Origin of the sequence: Streptomyces sp. NPDC005574 (assembly GCF_040605435.1) — a bacterium.
Taxonomy (GTDB): Bacteria; Actinomycetota; Actinomycetes; order Streptomycetales; family Streptomycetaceae; genus Streptomyces.
The window spans coordinates 1-2214 of record NZ_JBEXCW010000264.1; the positions used below are offsets into that span (position 1 = coordinate 1).

Consider the following 2214-nt stretch of genomic DNA (forward strand, 5'->3'; position numbering starts at 1 on the left):
AACTGGCCACCCTCGACGATCTCACCGACCTCACCGCACGCCTCGGCATCCCCAAACCGGAGATCAAGACGGCGAGTTATTGATCTGCAAGTCCTAAGTCACTGGTATTGGGGCTAGGCCCTACCCTACACGAGGGGCAGACGGCCGTTTAGCAGTGCCGCAGGGGAAGATCACCAATCAGATCACTTCATCCCTCGAATTGGCCCTAGGTCACCATCCACCACCCGAGACGGCTCTGTCATACTTTGAGTACCGGCTACTCAGGTGTGGGTGATGTCGATTGGGGATAGTAATGGATAAGCGAGATTGCAGGATTTCGGCGACGTTAAACCCGCTCCGCGAGGCCGGATCTAACTCAGGCCTACGTACCTACACGCAGCAAACGATGCTTCCGGACCTTTTCGGATAAGGTCCGGGAGGGTCCGCCCGCCGGAAGCGGCTCCAGTGGGCGGATTCTCCCCTGGGCGAGGGTGGGGTTCTTGTACCTGACTGAGAACCCCACCCGAGCCATAAAGTGCTGTTTTTCCAATTTTCTACAGCTGCGCCCGCCTGCCAGAGTGGGCGTCAGCAACCTAAACATTCCCCTGAACATGGTCACTGGCAGCCCAGCCTGTGCCCTTCAGTAAACACACTGCGATCATGGACACTCGGTGGTCTACTAGACGTCACTTTGTGGCATGCGCAGCATTCATCATGACTACTGGCAAGATACGTTTGAGAGCTCCAGATAGGGCGACTGAAATACAGGCCCTAGCATAAAATGGGTCGCATCGCGATTGACAGAAGGCGTTGGGAAATTGACGATGATTGAACTGGCGTTGAAGCAGGCGCTGCGTTCCCAATGCCGACATAGAGTTGGCGCGGTTCTAGCGGCTGGCACACGGGTAGTTGCAGCCTCTCCGAATCGACGACGTAACAATCCCACGGTCACTTTCCTTCATGCCACCTTCCATGCCGAAGAAGCTGTTCTCCGGCGTGCCGTACGAACCGCTGGCTCCACCGTCTATGTTGCCCGCGTGAATGCAGCAGGAGACGCTCAGCTCGCTAAACCCTGCCCGCGTTGTCAAATAGCATTGATAATAGCGGGTGTGAGTCGTGTTCGTTACACTGTTAATCCCAATGTTGTTGAGACTATCAACTTTGCGGACATCTCTCGATCATCTCGCCGCTGAAGCTGCGCAGTGGGTAGTGTGAACTGAGATTTACAGATTGTATGGTCAGGTTGGTTCGGTCCATGCGATACGTCTACATTAGAGGAAGGGCAGCTCGTTTGGGCCTTGACCTGGCCTACCATGCTCGGACGGTCTTCGACCGGTGCCTTCAGCGCCGGTCGAAGACCGCGTAGCTTGCTGCCTAATCGCCGACGATCCAGTTACGATTTGCATGATAGCGAGTGGGGTGGATTACTGTCATACTTGGGAGCCGACCATCCATTCCCCCAAAAAAACAGCGGCCCGAGTTTAAGCCAGCACTCAGAAGGCCTCTCACCGCGCAGTTTAGCCGGCCGCCACCCAGACTTTCCGCAAGCGTCAGGCAATTTGGTTACTCCATCGGAGCCCGACGGGCATTTAACTCCTACTCGTTTCGAGGAATGAAGCTGATCATGGCGACGTTTGAAGGACTCAGTGAGACTGAGGCCCGCGCCTTCACCTCCCAGTGGCTGCCAGCCTGGACGGGAAACGATCCCGAAGGCCTTGCTGCCTTTTACGCGAATGACGCCTTCTATTCTGATCCAGCCGTTCCCAGTGGCGTGCAAGGGAGGGATGAAATCCTGTCCTACTTCCGACGCCTGCTGCGCAAGTACCCCCGCTGGGTATGGAGGAACACTGACCTCAGACCCCTGCGGGATGGGTTTCTCAACTACTGGCATGCAGTCATCCCCACAGCGAACGGGACTGTTGAGTGTGACGGAGTATGCACTGTCACGCTTAGGGACGGCCTAATCACGAAGAATGAGGTGTTCTTCGACCGCTCCCCGCTGGTACTCACTCTGCCGTCTGATGCTGTGACCAAATAGGTTCACCAGGTAGTGTTGTCAGGTTGAGTGGAGGTCTTCTCCGGTGGCATGATCATCCGATCGGTTGGATCGCTGGAGGGGCTGCTCGTGGACCCGCCGTCGGGTGCTGTCAAGTTGAGTGAGCGGCCTCGGGGCTGGGATGATCGTCGGGTTTGTTGATCGTCCGGGGAGGGGTTGGACTGTGGAGACCGAGGCGA

At 56.6% G+C, this 2214-nt stretch carries 2 protein-coding genes; both read left to right on the top strand.

Going from position 1 to position 2214, the window contains the following annotated elements:
* The first annotated feature begins 803 nt into the window (after window positions 1–803).
* A complete protein-coding gene (locus tag ABZT03_RS43890; protein WP_356049877.1) occupies window positions 804–1172 on the top strand; it encodes a hypothetical protein in 369 nt (122 codons plus the stop codon).
* A 431-nt stretch (window positions 1173–1603) separates the two neighbouring features.
* Window positions 1604–2017 (top strand): nuclear transport factor 2 family protein, encoded by a 414-nt coding sequence (locus ABZT03_RS43895; RefSeq protein WP_356049879.1) that lies wholly within the window; start codon window positions 1604–1606, stop codon window positions 2015–2017.
* The last annotated feature ends 197 nt before the right edge of the window (window positions 2018–2214 follow it).

Excerpts from the sequence above, each read along its gene's own strand:
- ABZT03_RS43890 (WP_356049877.1), top strand. The coding sequence starts at position 804 with ATGATTGAACTGGCGTTGAAGCAGGCGCTGCGTTCCCAATGCCGACAT.
- ABZT03_RS43895 (WP_356049879.1), top strand. The coding sequence starts at position 1,604 with ATGGCGACGTTTGAAGGACTCAGTGAGACTGAGGCCCGCGCCTTCACC.